18 protein-coding genes are annotated in these 19,878 nt (G+C 67.6%); 7 read left to right on the forward strand and 11 right to left on the reverse strand.

What is annotated here, in order from left to right; genetic code table 11:
- Window positions 1–23: 23 nt before the first annotated feature.
- Window positions 24–650 carry a bifunctional nicotinamidase/pyrazinamidase gene (gene pncA / locus AC5P7I_RS17570; protein WP_014645585.1) on the forward strand — a complete coding sequence of 209 codons (627 nt, stop codon included), beginning with the start codon at window positions 24–26 and terminating at the stop codon, window positions 648–650.
- Between the two features lie 132 nt (window positions 651–782).
- Here pncA and purU read toward each other — a convergent pair whose 3' ends face one another.
- Window positions 783–1,634 (reverse strand): formyltetrahydrofolate deformylase, encoded by an 852-nt coding sequence (gene purU / locus AC5P7I_RS17575; protein ID WP_134808417.1) that lies wholly within the window; start codon window positions 1,632–1,634, stop codon window positions 783–785.
- A 114-nt stretch (window positions 1,635–1,748) separates the two neighbouring features.
- Between purU and AC5P7I_RS17580 the strand changes: the two genes are divergently transcribed.
- The gene (locus AC5P7I_RS17580; protein ID WP_262087938.1) at window positions 1,749–2,660 is read left to right on the forward strand and encodes a LysR family transcriptional regulator; all 912 of its coding nucleotides are present in this window, start codon (window positions 1,749–1,751) and stop codon (window positions 2,658–2,660) included.
- A gap of 3 nt (window positions 2,661–2,663) precedes the next feature.
- On the opposite strand, the gene AC5P7I_RS17585 is transcribed toward AC5P7I_RS17580, so the two are convergent.
- The 3 genes from AC5P7I_RS17585 to AC5P7I_RS17595 all read right to left on the reverse strand — a co-directional run bounded on the left by AC5P7I_RS17585 (window position 2,664) and on the right by AC5P7I_RS17595 (window position 5,169).
- The gene (locus AC5P7I_RS17585; RefSeq protein ID WP_014645582.1) at window positions 2,664–3,764 is read right to left on the reverse strand and encodes an NADH:flavin oxidoreductase/NADH oxidase; all 1,101 of its coding nucleotides are present in this window, start codon (window positions 3,762–3,764) and stop codon (window positions 2,664–2,666) included.
- 140 nt (window positions 3,765–3,904) lie between these two features.
- Window positions 3,905–4,711, reverse strand: coding sequence for an NAD-dependent protein deacetylase (locus AC5P7I_RS17590; protein ID WP_262087937.1), 807 nt, complete (start codon window positions 4,709–4,711; stop codon window positions 3,905–3,907).
- A gap of 56 nt (window positions 4,712–4,767) precedes the next feature.
- Complete coding sequence (locus tag AC5P7I_RS17595) at window positions 4,768–5,169, reverse strand: acyl-CoA thioesterase (protein WP_004153688.1); 402 nt, start codon at window positions 5,167–5,169, stop codon at window positions 4,768–4,770.
- A gap of 152 nt (window positions 5,170–5,321) precedes the next feature.
- Here AC5P7I_RS17595 and AC5P7I_RS17600 point away from each other — a divergent pair, with 152 nt between their 5' ends.
- A complete protein-coding gene (locus AC5P7I_RS17600; RefSeq protein ID WP_032956621.1) occupies window positions 5,322–5,957 on the forward strand; it encodes a LysE family translocator in 636 nt (211 codons plus the stop codon).
- A gap of 123 nt (window positions 5,958–6,080) precedes the next feature.
- Here AC5P7I_RS17600 and AC5P7I_RS17605 read toward each other — a convergent pair whose 3' ends face one another.
- Window positions 6,081–7,100: a ribonucleotide-diphosphate reductase subunit beta gene (locus tag AC5P7I_RS17605; protein WP_005420683.1), complete on the reverse strand. Its 1,020-nt coding sequence runs from the start codon at window positions 7,098–7,100 to the stop codon at window positions 6,081–6,083.
- A gap of 144 nt (window positions 7,101–7,244) precedes the next feature.
- Entirely contained in the window at window positions 7,245–9,647 is a 2,403-nt protein-coding gene (locus AC5P7I_RS17610; RefSeq protein ID WP_032956619.1) for a ribonucleoside-diphosphate reductase subunit alpha, read from the reverse strand.
- Window positions 9,648–10,201: 554 nt separating this feature from the next.
- Here AC5P7I_RS17610 and AC5P7I_RS17615 point away from each other — a divergent pair.
- Window positions 10,202–11,038, forward strand: coding sequence for a DUF2884 family protein (locus AC5P7I_RS17615; RefSeq protein WP_032956617.1), 837 nt, complete (start codon window positions 10,202–10,204; stop codon window positions 11,036–11,038).
- A 100-nt stretch (window positions 11,039–11,138) separates the two neighbouring features.
- On the opposite strand, the gene zapE is transcribed toward AC5P7I_RS17615, so the two are convergent.
- Both zapE and AC5P7I_RS17625 read right to left on the reverse strand, forming a co-directional pair.
- Window positions 11,139–12,239 (reverse strand): cell division protein ZapE, encoded by a 1,101-nt coding sequence (gene zapE, locus AC5P7I_RS17620; RefSeq protein ID WP_197606770.1) that lies wholly within the window; start codon window positions 12,237–12,239, stop codon window positions 11,139–11,141.
- Window positions 12,236–12,907: an alpha/beta hydrolase gene (locus tag AC5P7I_RS17625; RefSeq protein WP_014645576.1), complete on the reverse strand. Its 672-nt coding sequence runs from the start codon at window positions 12,905–12,907 to the stop codon at window positions 12,236–12,238. Before AC5P7I_RS17625 ends, zapE begins: the two co-directional genes overlap by 4 nt.
- Before the next feature lie 43 nt (window positions 12,908–12,950).
- Between AC5P7I_RS17625 and AC5P7I_RS17630 the strand changes: the two genes are divergently transcribed.
- Window positions 12,951–13,808, forward strand: coding sequence for a membrane protein (locus AC5P7I_RS17630; protein ID WP_046428023.1), 858 nt, complete (start codon window positions 12,951–12,953; stop codon window positions 13,806–13,808).
- 122 nt (window positions 13,809–13,930) lie between these two features.
- Here the strand turns inward: AC5P7I_RS17630 and AC5P7I_RS17635 are convergent, their stop codons facing one another.
- The 3 genes from AC5P7I_RS17635 to AC5P7I_RS17645 form a co-directional block, all read right to left on the reverse strand.
- On the reverse strand, window positions 13,931–15,376 hold the full coding sequence (locus tag AC5P7I_RS17635; protein ID WP_049441793.1) for an ExeM/NucH family extracellular endonuclease: 1,446 nt from the start codon (window positions 15,374–15,376) through the stop codon (window positions 13,931–13,933).
- Window positions 15,377–15,584: 208 nt separating this feature from the next.
- On the reverse strand, window positions 15,585–16,103 hold the full coding sequence (locus tag AC5P7I_RS17640; protein ID WP_014035592.1) for a c-type cytochrome: 519 nt from the start codon (window positions 16,101–16,103) through the stop codon (window positions 15,585–15,587).
- A 208-nt stretch (window positions 16,104–16,311) separates the two neighbouring features.
- Complete coding sequence (locus AC5P7I_RS17645; RefSeq protein ID WP_014645572.1) at window positions 16,312–16,929, reverse strand: TetR/AcrR family transcriptional regulator; 618 nt, start codon at window positions 16,927–16,929, stop codon at window positions 16,312–16,314.
- A gap of 159 nt (window positions 16,930–17,088) precedes the next feature.
- Between AC5P7I_RS17645 and AC5P7I_RS17650 the strand changes: the two genes are divergently transcribed.
- Window positions 17,089–18,252: an isovaleryl-CoA dehydrogenase gene (locus tag AC5P7I_RS17650; protein ID WP_014645571.1), complete on the forward strand. Its 1,164-nt coding sequence runs from the start codon at window positions 17,089–17,091 to the stop codon at window positions 18,250–18,252.
- 10 nt (window positions 18,253–18,262) lie between these two features.
- Window positions 18,263–19,873 carry a carboxyl transferase domain-containing protein gene (locus AC5P7I_RS17655; protein WP_262087936.1) on the forward strand — a complete coding sequence of 537 codons (1,611 nt, stop codon included), beginning with the start codon at window positions 18,263–18,265 and terminating at the stop codon, window positions 19,871–19,873.
- The last annotated feature ends 5 nt before the right edge of the window (window positions 19,874–19,878 follow it).

Below are 19,878 nucleotides of genomic sequence, written 5' to 3' on the forward strand. Positions count from 1 at the left end.
CCTTCTGTTGTAGCGGAACTGCCATGACCGCCCTGCCCGCCGATGTCGCCCTGCTGGTGATCGACCTGCAGCCGGACTTCATGCCCGGTGGCGCCTTGGCCTGCGACCAGGGCGATGCGCTGGTGGCACCGATCGCCGATCTGCTGGCGCAGCGCCGCTACCGCACCGTGGTGGCAACACAGGACTGGCACCCGGCCGACCATGCCTCGTTCGCCAGCCAGCACCCCGGCCAACGCCCGTTCGAGACCATCCTGCTGCACGCGCAGCCGCAGACCCTGTGGCCGGACCACTGCGTGCAGGGCAGCGCCGGTGCCGCGCTGCACCCGGGCGTGGACTGGACCGTGGCCGACCTGATCCTGCGCAAGGGCACGCGCCAACAGGTGGATTCGTACAGCGCCTTCCGCGAGAACCATGGCCCCGATGGCGAGCGCCCGGCCACCGGCCTGGCCGGCTGGCTGCACGAGCGCCGCATCCGCGAAGTGCACGTGTGCGGCCTGGCCCGCGACTACTGCGTGCTGTGGAGCGCGCAGGATGCGGTGAAGTCCGGCTTCCGGGTGAAGTTCCTGTGGGACCTGACCCGACCGGTGACCGAAGCCAACGACGCGATGGTGCGCGATGCGCTGGGCAAGGCGGGAATCGCGACCGCCTGACCCACAACGGTAGTGCCGGCCGCTGGCCGGCAACCTCGGGATCCATGCAGTTGCCGGCCAGCGGCCGGCACTACCGGATAGCACCCTTGGTAGCGCCGGGCCATGCCCGGCGGACCTGGAAGGGGCAGCACGTTACCGGAACACCACCGTGCGATGCCCGTTGAGCAGGATGCGGTGCTCCACATGGCGGCGCACGGCGCGTGCCAGCACCAGCGATTCGGTATCGCTGCCCAGCCGCACCAGCTCGCGCGGCGCCATGGCGTGATCCACGCGGGCCACGTCCTGTTCGATGATCGGTCCTTCGTCCAGATCCTCGGTGACGTAGTGCGCGGTGGCGCCGATGATCTTGACCCCGCGCGCGTGTGCCTGGTGGTACGGCTGCGCGCCCTTGAAGCTGGGCAGGAAGCTGTGGTGGATGTTGATCGCACGCCCGGCCAGCGCGCGGCACAGCGCGGGTGACAGGATCTGCATGTAGCGTGCCAGCACCACCAGGTCGATGCGCTCGCGCTCGACCAGGTCGATGATCTGCTGCTCCTGCACCGCACGCGTATCGGCGGTCACCGGCAGGTGGTGGAACGGTACCTGGTAGGACGCGGCCAATGGCGCGAAGTCGGCGTGGTTGGAGGCCACCGCGGCAATGTCGACCTTCAGCTGGCCGCTGTGGGCGCGGAACAGCAGGTCGTTGAGGCAGTGCCCCTGCTTGCTGACCAGCACCAGCAGGCGTGCCCGGCGGCGGCCATCATGCAGCTGCCAGTCCATGCCGAAGCCTTCGGCAAGCGTGGCCATCGCGGCGTGCACGGTCTCTAGCGGTAGGCCGGCGTCACGGTCGAAATGCACGCGCAGGAAGAAGCGGCCGCTTTCCTCATCGCCGAACTGCTGGGCGTCGAGGATGTTGCAGCCGTGGTCGAACAGCAGGCCGGACACGCGATAGACGATGCCGGTACGGTCGGGGCAGGACAGGGTGAGGATGGAATCGGGGCGCATCGCCACAGTGTAGGGCAGCTTCCTGCCCAGCAGCCGGATGATCACCGATGCAACCGAACCGCTTGGTTCAGTCCCAAGCGATACTTGGCCATCACCGTGGCAAGCTGGTCGGTCATGAACCTGTTGCAACTGATCCGCAGCTTCACCCGCACCGCAGAGACCGGCAGCATTGCCGCCGCGGCCCGCATCCTTGGCATCAGCGCCACCGCAGTCGGCCAGAACATCAACCGGCTGGAAGCGCATCTGGGCGTACGGCTGCTGAACCGGAGTACGCGCCAGCTGGCGCTCAGCGAGGCCGGCGCGCTGTACCTGGCGCAGGTCCGCCACATCGAGGCCGACCTGGCGCGCGCGCAGACGATGGTCACCTCCGGTGATATCGAACCGGCCGGGCCGCTGCGCATCGCCAGCAGCAGCGCGTTCGGCCGCCACGTGCTGGCCCCGTTGCTGCCGTCACTGCAGCAACGCTACCCGCAGCTGCAGCTGGAACTGCGGCTGACCGACCGCGCCGTGCAGCATGGTCCAGAGGCGGTGGATGCCAGCATCCGCATCGGCGCGCAGCTGGAAGACGGCGTGGTCGCACGGCAGCTGGCACGCGTACCGTTCGTGTTCTGCGCCTCGCCGGCCTACCTGAAGGCCCATGGCACCCCGCAGGAACCATCGGATCTGGGCAGCCATCGCGGGCTGCTGCACCGCTTCCCCACCGATGGCCGGCCGTTGCGCTGGGGCCTGCTGAAGGACGGCCAGCGTGTGGACGCCGTGCTACCGCCGAGCATGGTCTGCGATGACATCGATGCGCTGGCGTCGCTGGCGGCGGCCGGTGCCGGCATCACGCGATTGGCTGCGTTCGTGGCCGAGCCCTACCTGCGCGATGGACGCCTGCAGGCCGTGTTCGGCGCCGACAGCACGTGGCGTCCGGAGCCGATGGAGGTCTATTTCTGCGTCAGCGATCGCCGCGACTTCACCGCCAAGATCCGCGCGCTGTTCGAGCACCTGCAGGCCGGCATGGCGCCGGCCTGGCGGGTGTGACCCTCAGCGCGCCTTGAACACGCCGCGCGCATCGCGCGGCTCGCAGCGCAGGTACTGCGGCGCCGGTTCCACGCTGTCGCGCAATGCGGCGGCGGCATGCCACGGCCAGCGCGGGTCGTAGAGGATGCCGCGCGCCAGGGCCACGGCATCGGCGTGGCGATGGCGCAGGATCGATTCGGCCTGCTCCGGTTCGGTGATCATGCCCACGGCGATCACCGGCATGCGCACCTTGGCCTTGATCGCCGCCGCGAACGGCACCTGGTAGCCCGGACCGACGGTGATCTTCTGGCGCTCGTCTAGGCCGCCACTGGAGACATGCAGGAAATTGCAGCCGCGCGCGTCCAGCACCTGGGCCAGCGCTTCGCTCTGCACCAGATCCCAGCCGCCCTCGACCCAGTCGCTGGCGGAAATGCGCACGCCCACGGCGACCTTGTCGGACACCGCCGCGCGTACCGCGTCGAACACTTCCACCAGCAGGCGCAGGCGGTTCGGCAGCGACCCACCGTAGCCATCGGTGCGGCGGTTGCTCAGCGGCGACAGGAACTGGTGCAGCAGGTAACCGTGCGCGGCATGCAGCTCGATCAGCTCGAAGCCCAGGCGCTCGGCGCGCACCGCACTGGCAGCGAAGGCGGCGATGACCTCGGCGATGCCGGCTTCGTCCAGTTCCTGCGGTGCCGGATCGGCGGCATGGAACGGCAGCGGCGACGGCGCCACGGTGGCCCAGCCACGCGCATCGCCGGCCGGCAACTGGCCACCCCCGTCCCACGGACGGGCGGTGGATGCCTTGCGGCCGGCATGGCCCAGCTGGATGCCCAGCGGCATCGGCGACCAGCGGCGGACGCTGGCCAGCACCTGTGCCAGCGCGGCCTCGGTGCCGTCATCCCACAGGCCCAGGTCGGCCCAGCTGATGCGGCCGCGCGGCTCGACCGCGGTGGCTTCCAGGATCAACAGGCCGGCGCCGGACTGCGCCAGGTTGCCCAGGTGCATGGCGTGCCAGTCGCTGGCGCGGCCGTCTTCGGCGGAGTACTGGCACATCGGCGCGATGACGATGCGGTTGGACAGGGTCAGGGGGCCGAACGAGATCGGCGAAAACAGCTGGCTCAAGGGGGTGATGAACGACGTAGGGGGTGCGTATTGCACCGCTGCGCGGCTTCTGGATCAACCGTCTGGATGGATCGCTGTTTCGCAGCCGATCATGCCGCCGAGCGCCGACAGCCCCTTGTAGAGCCGAGCCGACGCTCGGCTCAGCCCGCCACCCAACCGGACAAGGCTTCAGCGCAGTCCCGCTCATCCTTGAACAACAGCAGGTCGTCGGCACGGGTGCGGCCGCGGTTCAGCGCCGCCACCGGCAACCCTGCCTTCGCCGCCGCCTGCACGAAGCGGAAGCCGGAATAGACCATCAGTGACGAGCCCACCACCAGCACCGCATCGGCCTGCTGCAGATGATCGTGCACCGCCGCCACCCGCTCGCGCGGCACGTTCTCGCCGAAGAACACCACGTCCGGCTTCAGCACGCCGCCGCAGTGCGGGCAATCGGGCACCACGAATGTGGAGAAATCGGTCTCCAGGTCGGCATCACCGTCGGGGGCGATGCCGGCCTCCAGCGCGTCCCAGCCGGGATTGGCGTCCAGCAGCCGCTGCTGGAAATCCTCGCGGCCACTGCGGCGCTCGCAGCCCATGCAGCGCACCAGATCCAGGCGGCCATGCAGGTCGATCACGTTGCGGCTGCCGGCGCGCTGGTGCAGGCCGTCCACGTTCTGGGTCAACAGCACCTGCAGCTTGCCGCGGCTTTCCAGGGCGGCCAGGGCCTGGTGGCTGCCGTTGGGCCGGGCCAGGCCGAAGCGCGGCCAGCCCAGCAGGCTGCGCGCCCAGTAACGCTGGCGGGTGGTCGCCTCGCCCATGAAGGCCTGGTAGGTCACCGGCGGCGTGCGTTTCCACTGGCCGTCGGCGTCCCGGTAATCGGGTATGCCCGAGGCGGTGCTGCAACCCGCGCCGGTCAGCACGAACAGGCGCTCGGCGCGGTCGATGAAGTCGGTCAGTGGCGGGGTCATGGCTGCCAGATGGGGGCGCCGCAGCGCCCTCGCAAGCACCGGTTCAGCCGCTGGTCTCAGGCGGCCGGCAGCGGCGGCACCGCGATCGGGTGGCCTTCCTCGTCCAGCGCGATCATCACGAAGTGGCCGCGGGTGCACAGCTTGCGCTCGCCGCTGTGCAGGTCCTCGGCGACCAGTTCCACCTCGACCTTCATCGAGCTGCGGCCGACTTCGACGATGCGGCCGATGGTTTCCACCATCTGGCCGATGCGGATCGGCAGCTTGAAGTCGACCTGGTCGCTGCGCGCGGTCACCACGGTGCGGCGCGAATAGCGGGCGGCGGCCAGGAACGCGGCCTTGTCCATCCATGCCAATGCCTGGCCACCGAACAGGGTGCCCAGGTGGTTGGTGTGGTTGGGGAAGACGATTTCAGCCATGCGCACTTCGGTGGGCGGCACGGTCTCGGGGATCGGGGTCATGGGGGTGCTTCGGTGTGGGGTGCTGCGGATTCTAAGCGACCGGCGTGATGGCCATCGGCATGCACGTGCAACGGTCACCCGGCAGCGGTGCCTGCGCAGGCCGCGCCTGCGGCAGGCGTTACACTGCGCCACGCCCACTGCCAGGACTGCCCATGCCCGCCACTTCCGACCTGCTGGCCTTTGCGCTGGTTTCGCTGGCCATGGTGCTCACGCCCGGGCCGAACATGATCTACGTCATCTCGCGCTCGATCTGCCAGGGGCCGATGGCTGGCCTGATCTCGCTGGGCGGGGTGGCGCTGGGCTTTGTGTTCTACATGCTGTGTGCGGCACTGGGTATCACCGCCCTGCTGATGACCGTGCCGTTCGCCTACGACGCGCTGCGCATCGGCGGCGCGCTGTACCTGCTGTACCTGGCCTGGCAGGCGCTCAGGCCCGGCGGCCGTTCGCCGTTCGCGGTGCGCGACCTGCCGCAGGACAGCCCGCGCAAGCTGTTCACGATGGGCTTCCTGACCAATCTGCTGAACCCGAAGGTGGCGGTGATGTACCTGTCGCTGCTGCCGCAGTTCCTGCACCCGGACGGCGAAGGCAGCGTGCTGATGCAGTCGATCGTGCTGGGCTCCACCCAGATCCTGGTCAGCGTCAGCGTGAACGGCATGATCGCGCTGACCGCCGGCAGCATCGCCGGCTTCCTGGCCGCGCGCCCCACCTGGCAGATGGTGCAGCGCTGGCTGATGGGCACGGTGCTGGCCGGGCTGGCGGTGCGCATGGCGGTGGAAGGGCGGCGCTGATTGTAGAGTCGAGCCATGCTCGACTTTCTTGCGAACAGCAGTCGAGCATGGCTCGACGCTACGGAAACAAGAAACCCCGGCATTGGCCGGGGTTCTTCGTTGCGACAGGCCTGGCCGGTTCGATCAGAAGTTCATGTCGAAGGCGACTTCGCCCTGAACGCCGACCTGGTAGGCCGAGACGCGGCGTTCGAAGAAGTTGGTCAGCTCCTGCACGTCCTGCAGTTCCATGAACGGCAGCGGGTTGCGCACGTTGTACTTCTTTTCCATGCCCAGCTTGGCGAAGTGCTGGTCGGCGCAGTGCTGCAGGTACTGGCGCATGTCGCGGGTCGAGATGCCGGCCACGCCACCGGACAGCACGTCCTCGGCGAACTGCACTTCGCATTCGATGGCTTCGGCCAGCATGTCGTAGACCTGCTGCTTCATCTCGTCGTCGAACAGGTCCGGCTCTTCCTCACGCACCACGCGCACCGACTCGAACGCAAACTCCATGTGCGCGCTCTCGTCGCGGAACACCCAGTTGGTGCCCGAGGCCAGGCCCGGCAGCAGGCCGCGCGAACGGAAGTAGTACACGTAGGCGAACGCAGCGAAGAAGAACAGGCCTTCGATGCAGGCGGCAAAGCAGATCTGGTTGAGCAGGAACTGGCGGCGCTGTTCGCGGGTCTCGATGCGGGTCAGGTCCTGGATCGAGTCGATCCACTTGAAGCAGAAATCGGCCTTCTTCTTGATCGAGTCGATGTTCTCCACCGCCGAGAACGCCTTGGCGCGCTCTTCCGGATCCGGCAGGTAGTTGTCCAGCAGGGTCAGGTAGAACTGCACGTGCAGTGCTTCCTCATACAGCTGGCGCGACAGGTACATGCGCGCTTCGGGCGCATTCAAGTGCTGGTACAGGTTCAGCACCAGGTTGTTGGACACGATCGAATCGCCGGTGGCGAAGAACGCGACCAGGCGGTGGATCAGGTGGCGCTCACCCGGCGACATCTTGCTGTGCAGGTCGGTGATGTCGATCTGGAAGTTGATCTCTTCCACCGTCCAGGTGTTCTTGATCGCATTCCGGTACATGTCATAGAACTGCGGGTAGCGCATCGGGCGCAGGGTCAGTTCAAAACCGGGATCGAGCAGCATCTGCTTGGGCTTGTCGGCCATGGGTGTTTCCTTGAATTCCTGGGTGAGCCGCCGGGCGTGGCCCGGCGCTACCGTGGGTGTTTTTCCGCAGCCGAGCATGGCTCGGCTCTACAGGTGCGAGGTGTTCGAGTGCCGACCAACGGTCGGCACCCACCGCGCGGTGTCTTACTGGCAGGCCTCGCAGGCTTCCGGGTTTTCCAGCGAGCAGGCGATGGCTTCGTCCGGGCTGAACACCTTGGCCGGGGCCGCAGCGCTGACCGTGGTCTTGGCGATCTTGGTGGCCGGGCGCGAACGCAGGTAGTAGGTGGTCTTGATGCCCTGCTTCCAGGCGTACATGTACATGGAGGACATCGCGCCGATGTTCGGGCTTTCCATGAACAGGTTGAGCGAGGCCGACTGGTCGATGAAGGCGCCACGTTCGGCGGCCATGTCGATCAGCGAACGCATCGGCAGTTCCCACGCGGTGCGATAGACCTCGCGCAGCGTTTCCGGGATCTGTGGCAGACCCGCGATGGAGCCTTCGGCCAGCTTGATGGCATCGCGCATTTCCGGCGTCCACAGGCCCAGCTTCTTCAGCTCGTTCACCAGGTAACGGTTGACCTGCAGGAAGTCACCGGACAGGGTCTCGCGCTTGAACAGGTTGGACACCTGCGGCTCGACGCACTCGTAGCAGCCGGCGATCGAGGCGATGGTCGCGGTCGGGGCGATCGCGATCATCAGCGAGTTGCGCAGGCCGTGTTCCTTGATGCGGGCGCGCAGGGCATCCCAGCGCGCGGTGTCTTCCGGCACCACGTTCCAGGCGTCGAACTGCAGTTCGCCACCGGCGGCACGGGTGTCGTTGAACGACGGGTGCTTGCCACGTTCCTGGGCCAGCTCGCAGGAGGTTTCCAGCGCGTGGAAATAGATCGCTTCGGCAATCTTCTTCGACAGGGCGCGGGCTTCGGCGCTGTCGAACGGCAGGCGCTTGCGGAAGAACACGTCCTGCAGGCCCATGCAGCCCAGGCCGACCGGACGCCAGCGCAGGTTGGCGCGGCGGGCGGTTTCGATCGGGTAGAAGTTCAGGTCGATGACGCGGTCGAGCTGGCGCACGGCCAGGCGAACGGTCTCGGCCAGCTTCTCGAAGTCGAACTCGTTGTGCTCGTCGAAGTGGTTGCCCAGGTTGATCGAACCCAGGTTGCACACGGCGGTTTCATCGTTGGAAGTGACTTCCAGGATTTCGGTGCACAGGTTGGACAGGTGGATCACGTTGCCCGGACGCAGGGTCTGGTTGCTGGCGCGGTTGCACTTGTCCTTGAAGGTCATCCAGCCGTTGCCGGTCTCGGCCAGGGTACGCATCATGCGGGCATACAGCTTGCGCGCGGAGATGGTGCGGTTGGCCTTGCCCTGGGCTTCGGCCTGCAGGTAGGCCTGCTCGAAGGCTTCGCCGAACAGGTCGGTGAACTCCGGCACGACGCGCGGATCGAACAGCGACCATTCCTGGTCGGCTTCGACGCGCTTCATGAACAGGTCCGGCACCCAGTTGGCCAGGTTCAGGTTGTGCGCACGACGGGCTTCGTCACCGGTGTTGTCGCGCAGCTCGAGGAAGTCCTCGATGTCGGCGTGCCAGGTTTCCAGGTACACGCAGGCCGCGCCCTTGCGCTTGCCGCCCTGGTTCACTGCGGCCACCGACGAATCCATGGTCTTCAGCCACGGCACGATGCCGTTGGAATGGCCATTGGTCGACTTGATCAGCGAACCACGCGAACGCACGCGGGTGTAGCTGACGCCGATGCCGCCGGAGAACTTCGACAGCTGGGCGATGTCGCCGTACTTGGAATAGATCGATTCCAGCGAGTCCTGCGGCGAGTCCAGCAGGAAGCACGAGGACAGCTGCTCGTGGGTGGTGCCGGAATTGAACAGGGTCGGGCTGGACGGCAGGTAGTCCAGGTTGCCCATGCGCTTGTACAGCGCCAGGGTCTCGGACACGTCCTCGCTCAGCGCGCTGGCGATGCGCAGGAAGAACTGCTGCGGGGTCTCGATCACCTTGCGGGTGTGCGGGTGGCGCAGCAGGTAACGGTCGTACAGGGTACGCAGGCCGAAGTAATCGAAGTTCAGGTCCAGCGAGATGTCGATGGCATCGTTGAGCTTGCGTGCGTTGGTCTGCACGAAGTTCAGCAGGCGGTCGTTGATCAGGCCGACTTCATGGCCACGGCTGACCGACTGCGAGAAGGCGTAGATTTCCTGGCCCGAGACTTCCTTGGCGATGTAGTTGGCCAGCAGGCGCGCGGCGAGGCGGCCGTACTCGGGCTCTTCACCGATCAGCAGGGCGGCGGTGCGGATGGACAGTTCGTCCAGCTCGCGGGTGGTGGCACCGTTGTACAGGCCGGAAATGGTGCGGGTGGCCACGCGCATCGGATCCACGGCGTGCAGGCCTTCGGAGGAACGCTGCACCGCACGCACGATCTTGTTCAGGTCCACCAGTTCGGTGGTCCCATTGCGCTTGGTCACACTCATCGCGTTGGCCGTCGGCGGCGACGTCAACAGGAATTCGCTTTCCTTCTCGATGGTGGCGCTGGATTCGGTGCTCACGGCGTGTGTCCTCTTGGCGTGATTTGGGGGTGCTCGATGCATCGGGTGACGCGGCCCGGGACATGACAGCCCAGGATGGCAGGACGGCGTCGCAGGGGATGAGACCCTGCGCCTGCCACTGCCGTTGACGATCGCGGATGGGTACCCCGGGGCGACCCCTGGAATGGGGGTTGCTGCGACCGACGGCCACAAGATAGTGGGGGTAATGGGGTCCGTCAACGCCAAATGTAGTGAAATTCGGCAATCCCTTGCGCCGCAAGGATCGTGCCATCGGCGCCCTGATCAGACGCTTCAGACCTGCCGGAACGGGCTGCGCAGTCAAGTCCGAAAGGCGTCATTGCGGTGGCACAACGCACCGCGAAAACGGAACAATGACAGCTTCACATGACAGTGATGAAACTGGCTAGGGACAACCCTGTGGATAGGTGGTGGGCAGCCGGTGGGAAAGCCGGTATGGCCGGACGAATCGCCATCGCGCAGTGACTTTCGGCGGGTGACGGCGCCTGCCGAAAGCGGGATGCTGGGGTCCTGCAATGACCGGAAAGGATTCCACCATGCGCCTGTCAGCACCCGCCTTGGCCCTGCTGGCTGCTGTGGTCACCGTACCTGCAATTGCCGCTGACACCCCGAAGCTGCGCGCGGACCAGTGCGGTATCCACACCGACTATGACGTGCTGGTGGACAGCGGTGGCATCTGGCTGCGGCATGGCCCGCAGGCACCGCACGAGGTGGTGTTCCACGATGGCGTGCTGAGCCTGGACGACACGGTCGTGCCGGTCAGCGAGGCCGACGCGGCCCGCCTTCGGCAGATGGAGGCCGGGGCACGGCAGCTGATGCCGGCCGCCACGGCGCTGGCCCATGAAGTGAGCGGACTGAGCTTCGACGTGCTCGACGGGGTCTATGAAAGCCTCACCGGTACCGCCAACAGCCGCAAGGTCCGGCGCCTGCGCCGGCAGGCCGATGACTGGATCGGCGGCACGCTGGGCAAGGGCTACTGGGAACAGGCTGTGTTCGGGCCAGGCTTCGAGGCCAAGGTGCAGGACATGGCCGAGTCGCTGTCCGCCTCCATCGCCCGCAGCATGCTGTGGCAGATCTTCACCGGACGCAGCGATGCGATGGAGGCACGCGCCGACCGTCTGGACGCGCAGATGGAACAGCAGCTGGAAGGCCGCGCCGAACGCATCGAGGCCCAAGCACAGTCGCTGTGCCCGCTGGTGCAGTCGCTGGCCGACACTCATGACGCGCTGGAAGTGCGCTACCAAGGCCAACCGCTGCGGCTGCTGGAGCGTAGCGAGAGCGTTCGGGTGGAGCACGGCGATGGCTCGGGCCTGCAGGTGTCGGCCGGGCCGGATGAGCGGCCGCGTGGGAATGCGGTGGCGCCTTCCCGATAGCTGCGCGGCGCTGCTGTAGAGCCGAGCCCATGCTCGGCTCCCTTTCGGCACATCATCCAGAAGCAGCCGAGCGTGGGCTCGGCTCTACAGTAAACCGCCCTCACGCCCGGTGCGGGGTACCCAGGTACTCGGCGCTCTGCATCTCGATCAGGCGCGAGGCGGTGCGTTCGAACGCGCCCTGCAGGCGCTGGCCGGTGTACAGCTCGATCGGCGAAGTGCTGGCGGTGCAGACCAGGTTGACGTGGCGGTCGTACAGCTCGTCGATCAGGTTGACGAAGCGGCGCGCGGCATCCTCATTCAAGCGGTCGAAGGCGGGAATGCCGCCCAGCAGCACCGTGTTGAACTCGTGCGCGATCTCGATGTAATCCGAGGGCCCGCGCGGGCCTTCGCACAGCGCGGCGAAATCGAACCAGGCAATGCTCTTGCCACGGCCGCGTACCGGAATCTTGCGGCCCTCGATCTCGATGTTGCCGGCCTTGGCCGGCTGGCCGCCACTCAACTCGTTCCAGCGCGTGGCCAGCCACTGATCGCTGTCGGCCGCCAGCGGTGCGCGGTATACCGGCGAGCGGGTCAGCGCGCGCATCCGGTAATCCTCGGTACCTTCGGCGTACAGCTCCACGCAGAAGCGCTGCAGCAGGCCGATGGCCGGCAGGAAGCTCTCGCGCTGCAGGCCGTTGAGGTACAGGTTCTCCACTGCGGTGTTGGAGGTGGTGACCAGGGTCACGCCCTCGGCGAACAGGCGCTCGAGCAGCCGCGCCAGCAGCATCGCATCGCCGATGTCGGTGACGAAGAACTCGTCCAGCACCAGCACGCGCAGGTTGCTGCGCCATTCCTGGGCGATCTTCGCCAGCGGGTCGCTCTGGCCCTGGTGCTCGCGCAGGCGCTCATGGACGCTGCGCATGAAGCGGTGGAAATGGGTGCGGTACTTCTGCTTGATCGGCAGCCCGTCGTAGAACAGGTCGACCAGAAAGGTCTTGCCACGGCCGACGCCGCCCCAGAAGTACAGGCCCTTGATCGGCTCGGGCTTCTTCCAGAACGAAGACAGGCGGTCCAGCCAGCCATCCTCTGCACTGTCCAGCAGGCCCAGGTGGATGCGGTCCAGCTCGGCCAGCGCCGCATGCTGGGCCGGATCGTTCTGCCAGTCGCCACGGGCAACCCCTTCCGCATACCGCTGCGACGGGGTCAGCTCGGGTGCACTCATGCCGCCGCGCCCAGCCAGTGCTTGACGCCGTGGGTCAGCGCGCCGCGCAGGTCGATCAGCTTGCGGTGGAAGAAGTGGCTGGTCTCGGGCATGCGTACCAGCTCATGCGGGGCGTCCAGCGTGTCCAGCCACTGGTAGACGGCCTGCGGGTCGACGATCTCGTCCTGCTCGCCCTGGATCACCAGCCAGCGCGCCGGCGGCGCGATGCCGTCGAAATCCCAGCGACCGGCCGGCGGCGCGATCGAGATCAGCGCTTCCGGCTGCAGCGTGGCGGCGGCCTTCAGCGACACGAACGCGCCGAAGCTGAAACCGGCCAGCCACAGGCGGTCGTCCGGGCGCTGGCTGCGCACCCAGGCCGCGACGGCTTTCAGGTCATCCTGCTCGCCCACGCCGCCATCGAAGGTGCCAGCCGAACCACCCACGCTGCGGAAGTTGAAGCGCACCGTGGCGATGCCCAGCTCGCGCAGGGTGGAGGCGGTCATGGTGACCACCTTGTTGTGCAGGGTGCCACCTTCGGTGGACAGCGGATGGCAGACGATGGCCACGATCGGCTGCACCGGCACATCGGCCTTGGGCAGGTCGACGACCACTTCCAGCGGGCCGGCCGGGCCGTCCAGTTCGAGGCAGGCGGTTTCGCCGGGGGCGACGGGGAACAAGGGCTTGTGCATGGCACCATGATACCGTCCCCCGCCCCTGCCCTGTGCCCGCCCCATGCTCTATCTGTCACTGGCCGTGATCTGCAGTGTGCTGGTTTCGGTGTTGTTGAAGGTGGCCGCACGCCGCCAGCTGGATGTTGCGCAGATGGTCACCTGGAACTATCTGGTGGCGGCAACGCTCACCGCCGTGGTGCTGCAGCCACCGCTGGATGCGCTGCGCGCGCCGCATGCGCCGTGGCTGTCACTGCTGGCGCTGGCGGTGGTGCTGCCCTCGATCTTCCTGGTACTGGGCCGCGCGGTGGCGGTGGCCGGCATCGTCCGCAGCGACGTGGCGCAGCGGCTGTCGTTGCTGCTTTCCCTGGCCGCCGCCTTCCTGTGCTTCGGCCAGACCGCAACGCCCTGGAAACTGGCCGGCCTGGGCTTGGGCCTGCTGGCGATGGTGGCCATCAGCCTGCGCCCGCGCGGCCCGGCGGTGGCGTCCTCACCCGGCGGCTGGGGCTGGCTGCTGGGCGTATGGGCCGGATTCGCAGTGGTGGACGTGCTGCTCAAGCAGGTGGCGCTGTCCGGCACGCCGTCGATGGCGGCGGTGCTGGCCAGTTTCAGCGTCGCCTTCGTGCTGATGCTGGCAATGCAGCTGTGGCGGCATGTCAGTGGCCGCAGCCGACTGGCCTGGCGCAACCTCGGCGCGGGTGCACTGCTGGGCCTGCTCAATGGCGGCAACATCCTGTTCTATGTGCATGCGCACCAGGCGATGCCAGAGAGCCCGGCCACCGTGTTCGCCGGCATGAACATCGGCGTGGTGGTGCTGGGCGCGCTGGTAGGCATGTTCGTCTTCGGCGAGGCCACCACGAAGTGGAACCGCGCGGGACTGGCGCTGGCGGTGCTGGCGATCGGGATGATCGCCTGGGGGTGAGCGATACCCGGGGTCGGATCCCATTCCCACGGAATGGGCTCTGACCCCTACGCCTCAGACCCCGCGATGCCTTGAGTCAGAGCCCATTCCGTGGGAATGGGATCCGACCCCGGCCTGGCGCGTTACTTGTCGAAGCCCAGCAGCAGCGGGTCGTGGTCGGAGCTGCGCCACGGGCCCTGCACGTTGCGGCCCTGGTAGCCGCTGGCGTCCTGCTCGTCGGCGTTGCTGTGCCATTCGGCGGCACCGCGCAGGCGCCTGGCCATGCCCGGGTTCAGCAGCGCGTGGTCGAGGCGGCCGGTGTAGCCGTTGTAGACGTAGCTGTAGGGATGCTCGACCTTGGCAACCTTGAACGCGTCCTGCCAGCCCAGGTCATGCAGGGCGCGGATCGGGTCTTCCATCGCGTAGGCATTGAAGTCACCCAGCAGCACCGCGTCCCTGGCGCCGGTACCGGTCGGATCGGTCTGCAGCCAGGCGTGCAGCTGCTGCGCCGACGTCACACGGGTGGCGTTCCAGCAGCCCTGATTGTCGTTGCGATCGGCGTCGGCACCGGCCGCGTCACGGCAACCCTTCGATTTGAAATGGTTGGCAACCACCACGAACGGCGCCCCCTGCTTGCCCTGGAAGGCCTGCGCCAACGGTACGCGGCTGTGCTCGACGAACGGGCCGCCGGTCAGCGTGGCCGGCTTGCCGACCGGCTGCAGGCGCGTGCTTCGGTAGATGATCCCGACCCGGATCGGGTTGTCGCCGGGGCCGTTGCCGGCGTCGACGAAGCGCCAGTCGCCCTGCGCGCCGCGGTCGCGGTTGAGCGCATCGACCAGTTCGGCGATGGCCGACTGCGGGCCGTAGCCGTCGTTCTCCAGTTCCATCAGCGCAGCGACATCGGCGCCCAGCGCATTGACCGTGGTGACCAGCTTGGCGAGCTGCGCCTTGTGCTCGTCCAGCGTGCGCGCGCCGCGCAGCGTCGGGAAGCCACCGCCCTGGCCGTCACCATTGAAGAAATTCTCCAGGTTGAAGGCGGCCACGTGCAGGCTTCCCGGCACCGTGGGTACTGCCGGGCGCTTCAGTTCCGGCAGCTTCAGCGCGCCTTCGACCTGCAGGCGCGGATGGCCCTGCGCGTCCACGCGCACGATGCCCTCCACATTGCGCAGTTGCATGCCGGTGCGCAGCACCGGGTTGCCCGGCAGGTAGGGCACGCTGGCGGGGTCGCGGGCATCGCTGCCATCCTCCAGCACCAGGCGGCGGCGCTGGTTGTCGGCCATCACCTGCTCATAGCCCGCAGTGCCCGGCGCGGCCACTTCGGTCGGCTGCCAGAGGCGGCCATCGAACGCCACCGTGAGCTGGCCGAAGTGCTGCAGGCCATCGGTACCGGCCAGGGTAAGCGGCGCGGCGATGCGCACGCGCTGCCCATCCAGCGCGCGCCAGTCGGCCGGCGCAGCGGTCAGCACCACAGTGGCGCTGCCGCGCGCGACGGAGGGCGGCGCGACCGGCGTGGCCTGCGGCTGGGCCTGGGCAAAGGCGCCGGCCGGCAGCAGCAGGGACAGGGCAAGGGCGAGGGAACGGCGGCGCATCAACGGGCGACTCCATGGAAGAGGCGCACAGACTAACCCTGAAATGCGAAACCCCGCCTGCGCAGCGGGGGCATATGAGCGATCAGGCCTCGGTGGGCAAAGCCGGGGGATCGTAGAGCCGAGCCCATGCTCGGCTGTACCTGGCCACACCGCGCGGAGAGCAGCCGAGCGCGGGCTCGGCTCTACAGGAAGCGGCGCGTTGCGGCGGTTACTTCAGGTTGCCCAGCATCCAGTCCACGGTAGCGTGGATCTGTTCTTCGGTCAGCGCCGGGTTGCCGCCCTTGGGCGGCATGATCCCGCCGTCGGGGCCGGTATAGCCCTCGATGGCGTGCTTGTAGAGGGTGTCCTTGCCCTGCGCGATGCGCTTGTCCCAATGCGAATGGTCCAGCGTCGGCGCCATGCCCACGCCATTGGTGTGGCAGGCGGTGCACAGGTTGTCGAAGATCACCTTGCCATCCTTGGTGCCGCCGTAGGCCACCTGCGACGCCGCCTTGGCCAGCGCGGCGGCCTTGGCCGCGGCCTGCGCGGCGGCGCCGGTGCTGCCGGCATAGACCGCGCCGGTGGGCGAAATGCGCTGTTCGGTGCGCTTGGCCGCAGTGGGCGACACCTCGGGCGGAATCCGGGTGTGGATGTAGGCGGCAAGGAGGATGAGGCCGAGGGTGATGGTCGCCAGCAGCGCGATCACCATGGAGAAGCGTTTCAGGAACTCCAGATCGTAATTCCGCACTCTTCGTTACCCCTGGCTGATAGTCGTTGGACCACGGCTGAGCGACTGCGTGATGGACCGAGTATAGAACGCGCCTTGCGTGCGACAACAGGCGTCACTGCTGGTGCGGCGCAACATGCCGGGGGCTGGGGTCGGGGATGGGGTCAGATCCCTTTTGCGGCGCAAAAGGGATCTGACCCCAGCAACAGAAGCCGGCCAGCGGCCGGCGCTACCGGATTACCGGGGCACCGATCGCGCGCAGGCAGAAGCTGCAGATCGCATCCACCAGCGCGTCTTCGTCGCGGTGCGCTTCGCGGCTGGGCGCGGTCGGACCGACCATCGCTTCGGTGAAGGCGCCGACCAGGCACGCGGCGGCCACATGCGCGTCCTGCGCCGGCAGCTCACCGGCGGCCACGCCTTCCTCCACCAGCCGCAGGAACACGTCGCCGAACGCGCGACGTCCGCGCATGCGCTCGGCCTCCACGTCCGGATCGACCGGTTCGACGATGAAGGCGTGCGCCAGCCCCGGCCCGGCCAGGGCGCGGCGGACGAAGGCGGTGATTGCCAGCCGCAGGCGCTCGCTGGCCACCTCCGGACCGCTGGCGATGCGCTCCATGATCGCGACCTCGTGGGCCACCGCGGCGTTGAGCACCTCCACGAACAGCTCGGCCTTGGACGGGAAGTGGCGATAGATCAGGCCGGTGGACACCCCCGCCTGGGTCGCCACGGCGGTCACCGGGGCGTTGCGCCAGCCGCCGGTGGCGACCAGCTCGCGGGTGGCCAGCAGGATCCGTTCACGGGCGCCCGCCAGGCGTTCTTCCATCAATGCAGAGCGTTTATAGGCCATGTTCTGATTCTAGTTTCAATTTTTGAATTCGTATTCACTTCTTATCCGAACCCCGCTACGCTGGGGCCATCGCCCGTGCGGGTGGCGGTCCTGCCGACCGCCGCCCGCTCCCCCGCCGGGTGCGTCCATTCCCTGCCATCCCGCCGTGGAGCCACCACAATGCACGTGCCATCCCTGAACTTCGATCTTGGCGAAGACATCGACCTGCTGCGCCAGAGCGTGGCCCATTTTGCCGCCGCCGAGGTCGCACCGCTGGCCGCCGAGGCTGATGCCAGCAACCAGTTCCCGCTGGCCCTGTGGCCGAAGCTGGGCGAACAGGGCCTGCTCGGCCTCACCGTGGAAGAAGAATACGGTGGTACCGGCATGGGCTACCTGGCCCACGTGGTGGCGATGGAAGAAATCTCGCGCGCCTCCGGCGGCATCGGCCTGTCCTATGGCGCGCACTCCAACCTGTGCGTGAACCAGCTGCGCAAGAACGGCAACGAAGAACAGAAGCAGCGCTTCCTGCCCGGCCTGTGCAACGGCAGCCTGGTCGGCGCGCTGGCGATGAGCGAACCGGGTGCCGGTTCGGATGTGGTGTCGATGAAGCTGCGCGCCGACAAGCGCGGCGACCGCTACGTGCTCAACGGCAACAAGATGTGGATCACCAACGGCCCGGATGCCGACGTGCTGGTGGTCTACGCCAAGACCGACATGGAGGCCGGTGCCAAGGGCATCACCGCGTTCCTGGTTGAGAAGGGCATGAAGGGCTTCTCCACCGCGCAGAAGCTGGACAAGCTCGGCATGCGCTCCTCGCCCACCTGCGAGCTGGTGTTCCAGGACTGCGAGATTCCCGAAGAGAACGTGCTGGGCCAGGTCGGCGGTGGCGTGCGCGTACTGATGTCCGGCCTGGACTACGAGCGCGTGGTGCTGTCCGGTGGCCCGCTGGGCCTGATGGCCGCGGCCATGGACGTGGTCATGCCCTATGTGCACGAGCGCCACCAGTTCGGCGAACCGATCGGCAGCTTCCAGCTGATCCAGGCCAAGATCGCCGACATGTACGTGGGCCTGGGTGCCTGCCGCGCGTATGTCTATGCCGTGGCGCGCGCCTGCGACCAGGGCCGCACCACCCGCCAGGACGCCGCCGGTGCGATCCTGTACGCCGCCGAGAAGGCCACCTGGCTGACCGGCCAGGCGATCCAGATCCTCGGCGGCAACGGCTACATCAACGAATACCCGACCGGCCGCTTGTGGCGCGACGCCAAGCTGTATGAAATCGGCGCCGGCACCTCGGAGATCCGCCGCATGCTGATCGGCCGCGAACTGTTCCAGCGCACCCTGTAAGGCCGCCGCGATGACCGTCCTGAACAGCCAGCTGCAACCGGGCAGCGAAACGTTTGAAAGCAACCGCGCGGCCATGCAGGCCGTGGTCGACGACCTGCATGCCACCCTCGCGCGCACCGCGCTGGGTGGCAGTGAGGCGGCACGCGCCAAGCACACCGCGCGCGGCAAGCTGCTGGTGCGCGACCGCATCGACGCCCTGCTCGACCCCGGCAGCGCCTTCCTGGAAATCGCGCCGTTGGCCGCGCACGGCATGTATGAAGACGCCGTGCCCGCCGCGGGCGTGGTGGCCGGCATCGGCCGGGTGAGCGGCGTGGAATGCGTGATCGTGGCCAACGACGCCACGGTCAAGGGCGGCACCTACTACCCGATGACGGTGAAGAAGCACCTGCGCGCGCAGGAGATCGCCGAGCAGAACCACCTGCCGTGCATCTACCTGGTCGATTCCGGTGGCGCGTTCCTGCCGCTGCAGGACGAAGTCTTCCCCGACCGCGACCATTTCGGCCGCATCTTCTACAACCAGGCCAACCTGTCGGCGCAGGGCATTCCGCAGATCGCCTGCGTGATGGGCAGCTGCACCGCCGGTGGCGCCTATGTGCCGGCGATGAGCGACGAGACCGTGATCGTGCGCGAGCAGGGCACGATCTTCCTCGGCGGCCCGCCGCTGGTGAAGGCGGCCACCGGTGAAGTGGTCACGGCCGAGGAACTGGGTGGCGCCGACGTGCACACCCGCATCTCCGGCGTGGCCGACCACATGGCCGACAACGATCTGCAGGCACTGGCACGGGTGCGCGCGATCATCGCCCAGCTCAACTGGCGCAAGCCGGCACCGGCGATGGCGGTGCGGGCCCCTGAAGCACCATTGCTGCCGGCCCATGAGCTGTATGGCGTGATCCCGGCCGATACGCGCAAGCCCTACGACGTTCGCGAAGTGATCGCGCGGCTGGTGGATGGCTCGCGCTTCGACGAGTTCAAGCCGCGCTACGGCGCAACGCTGGTGACCGGTTTCGCCCATCTGAACGGCTACCCGATCGGCATCATCGCCAACAATGGGATCCTGTTCTCCGAGTCGGCCCTGAAGGGCGCGCACTTCATCGAGCTGTGCACCCAGCGCAACATCCCGCTGGTGTTCCTGCAGAACATCACCGGCTTCATGGTCGGCCGCAAGTACGAACAGGGCGGCATCGCCAAGGACGGCGCCAAGCTGGTGATGGCGGTGGCCTGTGCCAAGGTGCCCAAGTTCACCGTGGTGATCGGCGGCTCGTTCGGTGCCGGCAACTACGGCATGTGCGGCCGTGCGTACTCGCCGAACTTCCTGTGGATGTGGCCGAACGCGCGCATCGGCGTGATGGGCGGCGAGCAGGCCGCCAGTGTGCTGGCCACGGTCAAGCGCGATGGCATTGAAGCCAAGGGCGGCCAGTGGCCGGCGGCGGAAGAGGATGCCTTCAAGGCACCGATCCGCGACCAGTTCGAACAGCAGGGCCACCCGTACTACGCCAGCGCGCGCCTGTGGGACGACGGCGTGATCGATCCGGCCGACACCCGCCAGGTGCTGGCGCTGGCGCTGTCGGCCAGCCTCAACGCCGCCCCGCAGCAGACGCGCTTCGGCGTGTTCCGCATGTGACCCGT

The sequence above is a fragment of the Stenotrophomonas sp. YJH_SMC_138 genome, from assembly GCF_059369855.1.